This is a genomic window from Shewanella sp. Isolate7 (genome assembly GCF_022398425.1).
In the GTDB taxonomy this organism is placed as follows: Bacteria; Pseudomonadota; Gammaproteobacteria; order Enterobacterales; family Shewanellaceae; genus Shewanella.
Map to the genome: position 1 here is coordinate 1 of NZ_JAKEVJ010000127.1, position 6,540 is coordinate 6,540.

At 51.6% G+C, this 6,540-nt stretch carries 5 protein-coding genes; 4 read left to right on the plus strand and 1 reads right to left on the minus strand.

The window, feature by feature from the left end; all coding sequences use genetic code 11:
• The first annotated feature begins 498 nt into the window (after positions 1-498).
• The 4 genes from L1D47_RS19940 (at position 499) to L1D47_RS19955 (ending at position 5,432) form a co-directional block, all read left to right on the plus strand.
• On the plus strand, positions 499-1,173 hold the full coding sequence (locus tag L1D47_RS19940) for a transposase (protein ID WP_239886535.1): 675 nt from the start codon (positions 499-501) through the stop codon (positions 1,171-1,173).
• Position 1,174: 1 nt separating this feature from the next.
• On the plus strand, positions 1,175-1,705 hold the full coding sequence (locus L1D47_RS19945; RefSeq protein ID WP_239886536.1) for a hypothetical protein: 531 nt from the start codon (positions 1,175-1,177) through the stop codon (positions 1,703-1,705).
• 293 nt (positions 1,706-1,998) lie between these two features.
• Positions 1,999-2,820 (plus strand): DUF2797 domain-containing protein, encoded by an 822-nt coding sequence (locus L1D47_RS19950; protein WP_239886537.1) that lies wholly within the window; start codon positions 1,999-2,001, stop codon positions 2,818-2,820.
• Positions 2,821-3,299: 479 nt separating this feature from the next.
• Entirely contained in the window at positions 3,300-5,432 is a 2,133-nt protein-coding gene (locus tag L1D47_RS19955; RefSeq protein ID WP_239886538.1) for a TonB-dependent receptor, read from the plus strand.
• A 90-nt stretch (positions 5,433-5,522) separates the two neighbouring features.
• On the opposite strand, the gene L1D47_RS19960 is transcribed toward L1D47_RS19955, so the two are convergent.
• Positions 5,523-6,128 carry a DUF4136 domain-containing protein gene (locus L1D47_RS19960; protein ID WP_239886539.1) on the minus strand — a complete coding sequence of 202 codons (606 nt, stop codon included), beginning with the start codon at positions 6,126-6,128 and terminating at the stop codon, positions 5,523-5,525.
• Positions 6,129-6,540: the final 412 nt, after the last annotated feature.

Here is a 6,540-nt window from a genome sequence, read left to right on the forward strand (position 1 = left end):
GACGACATGACGACATCCGTAGCACTACATGAACCTAAAGCCGACAATAGAACTTCCGTTGGACAAAGGGCTTTCTCACTTGTAGCGTCAACATTAAACGTAAAACCGCCTTCAGTTGACACTTTAAAGCGACAATCACTATCCCATTTTATATTAATGCTCATATTTCCCTACTTTTTTGATGTGACTCTCGCTCGGTCACTTAACGCTCCACTTAGCGGGAGCAGACTGCCCGGCTATAATCCGCGAGGCACGAGCGCAGCCGGGCTGGCTGAAATCCGCCTACAGTGCCTTGTATGGTTAATCCCGTTCCATTTTAGGGTAAATTGGAGGCCCACCCTCAATGGCCGTTGAGGGTCTTTATGCAGTAGCTCGATTGAATGGCGGCTCCTCTTACGAGAGACCGGTAACAAGTGGGTAGCGCTGCATAACTCCTAGCAATAACTCGAACAGTCATTGGGGCCTCGAGCCCGTATAGCAAGGCAGAGTAAGCTTATAATGAACAACCATAAAAACCAAACTGAAATCAATGTCGGCGTTGATGTCGGTAAGTCACAACTCGACATCGTACTACATCCTCTCGACCTACATTTATCTATCCCAAATGACCCTGAACATATCCAGAAAGTCATTCAGGTGCTTAAGCAACATCCGGTAAAACGTATCGTTACTGAGGCGACGGGGCGTTATGAGCATGCCTTTGTCTTTGCCTGCGATAAAGCTGATTTACCCGTTGTAATCGTCAATCCAATCAAAGTTCGTCGCTTTGCCCAAGCTATCGGTGTCATGGCGAAAACAAACAGAATTGATGCTTCAGTCATCGCTCAATTTGCGGCAATCATTAAACCTGAGATAAAGCAACTTCCAGATGAACAGTCAAAAATAATCAAAGACTTACTAATCAGGCGAACTCAGCTACTTGAAATGGCAACGATGGAAAAAAATCGTCTCCAAATCATGCCCAAAGAGCTTCACCAATCAATTAATACTTTGCTTAAATCACTTAACCAGCAAATAGATAAACTTACGGAAAAACTCGATAAGCTCGTAGCCCAGGTCAAAGAATGGCGCGTCAAATCGGAAATATTGACGAGTGTTCCTGGTGTGGGGAAAGTGCTTTCCTACACTCTGCTCAGTGAAATGCCAGAGTTAGGCGCGAACTCAGCTACTTGAAATGGCAACGATGGAAAAAAATCGTCTCCAAATCATGCCCAAAGAGCTTCACCAATCAATTAATACTTTGCTTAAATCACTTAACCAGCAAATAGATAAACTTACGGAAAAACTCGATAAGCTCGTAGCCCAGGTCAAAGAATGGCGCGTCAAATCGGAAATATTGACGAGTGTTCCTGGTGTGGGGAAAGTGCTTTCCTACACTCTGCTCAGTGAAATGCCAGAGTTAGGGAAGGTGCGAACAAGTCGTCGCACAGCTCTGGCTTTGATAGCAGCGACAGTTCAAGGCATTCAACTGAGGGCATGCCGAGGCCTGCTGAAGTTGAATAACGCCGAAATGGTGTTGCTATCAAAGCCCCGCAGGGCGAGGCTTACAGCGGTATTTGCTGCGTTACAGTTCTTGCGAAGGACTAGGGCCATTCGCTGCAAACTGCGCCTTGCATCTATCCACTTTAAGCACACGCAGAGCAAGCACGGGACTTATTCTGTAGGTCAGTGCCGCCGTGAAGCCTCCAGGGATAGCTCTCTTTGACAAAAAGTCGGCGTGCCAAAAGAGTGCTTGCACATCCCCCGCCGGGCAGGCGATAGATTGCCATGAAGATACGGCCTTCAATTGCCTCCCCAACACCCATTTAGGTCAGAAGACGATCAGCGTGTCACAGGCGTATCTGCACACACGGTCACTCCATCTGACAACAACCTTGATTAACCGGCATTCAGTTAAGCCCCTCCCTTTTTATCTTCCCCCCTTTAACTGTTACACTCATCACAAATTAACGAAGAGTCGGCGCCGCGGCGAATGACTCCAACGCAATTGAGAGTGCAATGCAAGGAACTTTGAAGAAAATGCGCACCAGGCTCGATGAGCAGGGCCTGGCCAATTATCAGCTGCTTGTGGGCGACAATGAAGTCGAATTGCCCCCCTTTATCGGCAGCAATATCAAACTGGTCCATACCGGTAATATTTTCTGCTGTAATTGCGGCAAGAAGACCAAGAAGAGTTACTCCCAGGGCCACTGTTTCGTCTGTATGAAGAAGCTGGCGAGCTGTGACATGTGCATCATGAAGCCCGAAACCTGCCACTTTGCCGAGGGGACCTGCCGCGAACCCGAGTGGGGCGAGGCAAACTGTTTCGTGCCGCACTATGTCTATCTGTCGAATACCTCGGGACTCAAGGTGGGGATCACCCGCCATACCCAGCTGCCGACCCGCTGGATAGATCAGGGCGCTACCCAGGGTCTGCCCATCCTCAAGGTCTCCAGCCGTCAACTCTCTGGCCTTATCGAAGTCGAGCTGGCCAAGATGATTGCCGACAAGACTAACTGGCGCGCCATGTTAAAGGGCAATGCCGACCCCTTACCGCTCAAGGAACACGCCGAGGAGCTGCTGCCGCAGATCGAGCAACACCTGCATAGCCTGATGATGACCCACGGCGAGTATGCCATCGAACGCCTGAATGAAGAGATAGTCGCCATCGACTATCCTGTGAGCGAGTTCCCCACCAAGATAGCCTCCCACAACTTCGACAAGGAGCCAGTGGTGAGCGGCAAGCTGATGGGGATCAAGGGTCAGTACCTGATCTTCGATACCGGCGTGATTAACCTGCGTAAGTTCACCGCCTACGAGGTCAGCTTCGAAGCCGAGTGAGTCGGGTGAGTCAGGTGAGTCGGGTGACAGTTTTACTAGGTAAAGCTCGACTAGCATAAGACTTGGCTAGAATGAGCCTCACTCAAATAAACAGCAGAAAGCGCCTGCATACGAAAGTGTGCAGGCGTTTTTTTAATTCAAGCTCGAGTGTAAAGGCTCATACAAGTGCTTATACAAGTGCTTATACAAGTGCTGATGTAAATGCTACTCCCCCCTCTTCTACAAATGCTTAGGCGAATGCTTAGGCAGTATCCTGTGCCAAATCAGAGGAAAACAGCGCGGCTGTGTTACTTCGAGAATGATTCCCCCCCTCGCCCATCACGGCTTGCTTTTACAAGCGGTGCCGAGGCTAAAGTCCCAATCAGTTCACCACAAAAATGTAACATATGTAAATCTTGAGCAAACACAAATGATAATCTATATCATTCGCATCAAATTACTGTTCAACCTTTTTTCCTACATAAACCAAGGATAATTTGATGCCCGCTCACCTTGCTTTAAAAAAATCACCTTTGGCCCTCTATACCAGCCTCTTCTGCCTCGGACTGATGAGCCAACAGGCCGTCGCCGCCGATGACAGCATAGAACGTATCATAGTCACGGGTAGCCGCAGCGCCGAGAGCATCGAAGAGGTGCCCTCTTCGGTGACCCTGATCGACAACAAGACCCTGGCCAAGGATATGTTGATCACCTCCGAGCTACAAAACATGCTGGCGTTTCGCGTACCAGGCATGGCGCCCAGCACAGGCACCTCAAGTAATGCAGGCCAGACACTCCGTGGCCGTAAGGCCCTGGTGATGATCGACGGTGTGCCCCAGTCTACCCCGCTGCGCAACGGCAGCCTGGGCATTCGCTCCATCGACCCTAGCGCCATTGAGCGCATCGAGGTGATCAAGGGCGCCACCTCCATCTATGGTAACGGCGCCTCGGGCGGCATCATCAACTACATCACCAAGACCCCCAGCAGCGATGCCAAGGCCAGCGTAGAGCTGGGCGCCTCGAGCAAATTAAGCGCGGTCAAGTTTGAAGACAGCGCAGGTTATCGCTACCACGCCAGCATCGACGGTACCCTGGATAAGTTCAGCTATGTGGTCAGCGCCTCCGAGGAGGAAACCGGGCTCGAATATGACGCCGAGGGCGACATCATAGGCCTGATCTACGGCCTGTCGGAAACCAAGTCGCAAAACCTGTTTACCAAGCTGGCCTATGAATTTGACAGCGAAAAACAGGTACAGCTGACCTACAACTACTATGAGGCGCAGCAAAACGCCGAACTCATGGACGTCACCGGCAGTGTCAACACTGGTGAGAAAACTTACGCCATCAAGACCAACCAGCCTAAGCCCGGCGTGCCACAGGGACCACGAGGCAATCACAACCTGATGCTGAAATACACAGATCAGGAGATCTTTAACCAGACGCAACTCACCCTCGACGCCTACTATCAGAAGATAGAGAACATGTTCTTCTACTCTGCCGCGCTGGCCAACCCCAGCGAAGGCTACGATGGCGGCCAATCGCTAATTCGCTCGGAGAAGCGCGGCCTGCGGATTAACCTCAACAGCTACGCCGACTGGGACAATGTGTCGGCAAGCTTCATCTATGGCATAGATGCCCTGAACGATGTCAGCTCGCAGCCGCTAAACGATGGCCGTATCTGGGTGCCTGAGATGGACATGAGCAACCTGGCGGGCTACCTGCAAACCAAGTTGACCCTGTTTGATGACTGGATCCTCAAGGCAGGCGTGCGTCACGACAGGGTCGACATCAATGTCGATGACTATAAGACCCTCAAGGTGTGCCGCACGGCAGAGACCTGCTCCGTGCCCTTCGATGTTAAGGGCGGCGAGTTAGACTTTACCTCGACCACCTATAACCTGGGCCTGCGCTACCAGCTAGACGATGCCTTCAGCCCGTTTGTCAGCTTCTCGCAAGGCGCGGATATCTCAGATCTTGGCCGCCTGCTGCGTACCGCCACGGTAAACGATATCTCGCTTATCCAGACCGAGGCCTCTATCGTCGATAACTATGAGGTGGGCTTCTCTGGTCATTATGACAAGCTCAGCTATGAACTGGCGGCTTATCGCAGCACCTCAGAGCTTGGCACCAGCAACGCCTATGACGCGGCGACCGGGGTTTACATGCCGGTGCGCGCACCGCAGAAGATCTGGGGCTATGAGGCACAGCTGGCCTACCAGTGGCTGGATAACCTGAGCACAGACATGAGCTACAGCTGGGTCGAAGGTAAGGACACGGAGAAAGATACCTACTTGGACGGCCAGGTGATCTCGGCGCCTAAATTTACCGCCTCCCTCAACTGGCAGCCGATTGACGATGCGAGCATCGCCATCAACTACCTGTATGTGGGCGATCGCAAGCGATTCGACCCGGTCGACGGCCAGTACGTTGGCGCTCAGGGACCGATAAGCAACTACCATCTGGTCAACCTCAGCAGCAGCTATCGGCTCAACAACTGGCAGTTCAGCCTGGGGGTAGAGAACCTGTTGAATGAAGACTACTATTCGGCGCGCTCTCAGGCCTTTACCTATTCGGGCTACAACACCAAGGGCCTTGGCACCACCATCAACCTTGGCGTGAAGACACGTTTCTAATCGATACAAAAGCGCCGCCCAAATATTGAGCGGCGCTTTTTTCTATCTAGCTAACCCTACAGCCTTATCAAGCTTTCATTTCAAGCGAGATCAAGGCTGCCGAGGCAGCGCCCCCAGCATCTTATTGATCACCCGGGCCAGCCTTTCATCGGCCTCTTCGCTGGCCAAGGTATTGTCTGAATTTAATGGCGTAAAACCTTGGGCCAATACCCGCCAGCTTGGCGATGCCTGTCTGGAATCGAACACCAAAAGCAGCACAGAGCCTTTCTCGAAGCGGCGCATGTCCACGCCTTGCTCTGATACGCCCGGCACCAGACCTGCTTTTTGTAAAATCTCACCGTCGCTCATGGTCTCGCCGAGAGCCACACCATAGCCGATCAAGAGATTAGGCGACTCGTCGTCGGCCACCTGCCGATAACCCTTGGCCTGCATCACGGCATTGATGGCGCTGCGCATGCGCGATTTAAGCTGATCTGGCTCCACCTCTCCACCTACATTGAGTAGCTCGACATCAGGATGCAGGGCAAAGGCCTGATGATGACTCGCGATAAAACTCAAGTCGCCACTGGCCACCATGGTCAGACGATCCTCGGGTGCCATGGGCAGTTGCAGTGGCTCCTCCTGACTCACACTGCAGGCGGTCATCCCCGTTATCAGCATCAGACTCAGGCTCAGATTCAGCAAGATAGATTTCATTTCGGCTCCTCGTCCTTAATGGGCAGTCCTTGATGGGCAGTCCTTGATGGGTGTTCGATTAGCGGCAGCGTTAATCGGCATGGCAAAGTATAGGCCAAAGATCATGAACCTAAGCTGACAAAGTGTTAACAATCATCTCTCTAGACGCTCCTTGGGCGCTCCTTAGGCGCTCAATGGACAATCCCTAAACGCTCCCTAGAAGATAGTCGGCGGGCAATAAATAGACTGATAATGGCGATAAGCAACAGATAAAAAACGCCGGCACAGGGCCGACGTTTTGGCTTTAAATCTACCCAGAGGGTTATACCAATCACAGTAAACATGTGATCAGAAATAGCGCAGGAAAAACGCTTGAGAACAAAGCAGGATTTTTAGATAAGTAGTTATTCTACAATTAAAAATACTAATACAG

Bases quoted from the DNA above. Each gene is read 5' to 3' on its own strand.
- L1D47_RS19940 (WP_239886535.1), top strand. From the start codon at position 499: ATGAACAACCATAAAAACCAAACTGAAATCAATGTCGGCGTTGATGTC.
- L1D47_RS19945 (WP_239886536.1), top strand. From the start codon at position 1,175: ATGGCAACGATGGAAAAAAATCGTCTCCAAATCATGCCCAAAGAGCTT.
- L1D47_RS19950 (WP_239886537.1), top strand. From the start codon at position 1,999: ATGCAAGGAACTTTGAAGAAAATGCGCACCAGGCTCGATGAGCAGGGC.
- L1D47_RS19955 (WP_239886538.1), top strand. From the start codon at position 3,300: ATGCCCGCTCACCTTGCTTTAAAAAAATCACCTTTGGCCCTCTATACC.
- L1D47_RS19960 (WP_239886539.1), bottom strand. From the start codon at position 6,128: ATGAAATCTATCTTGCTGAATCTGAGCCTGAGTCTGATGCTGATAACG.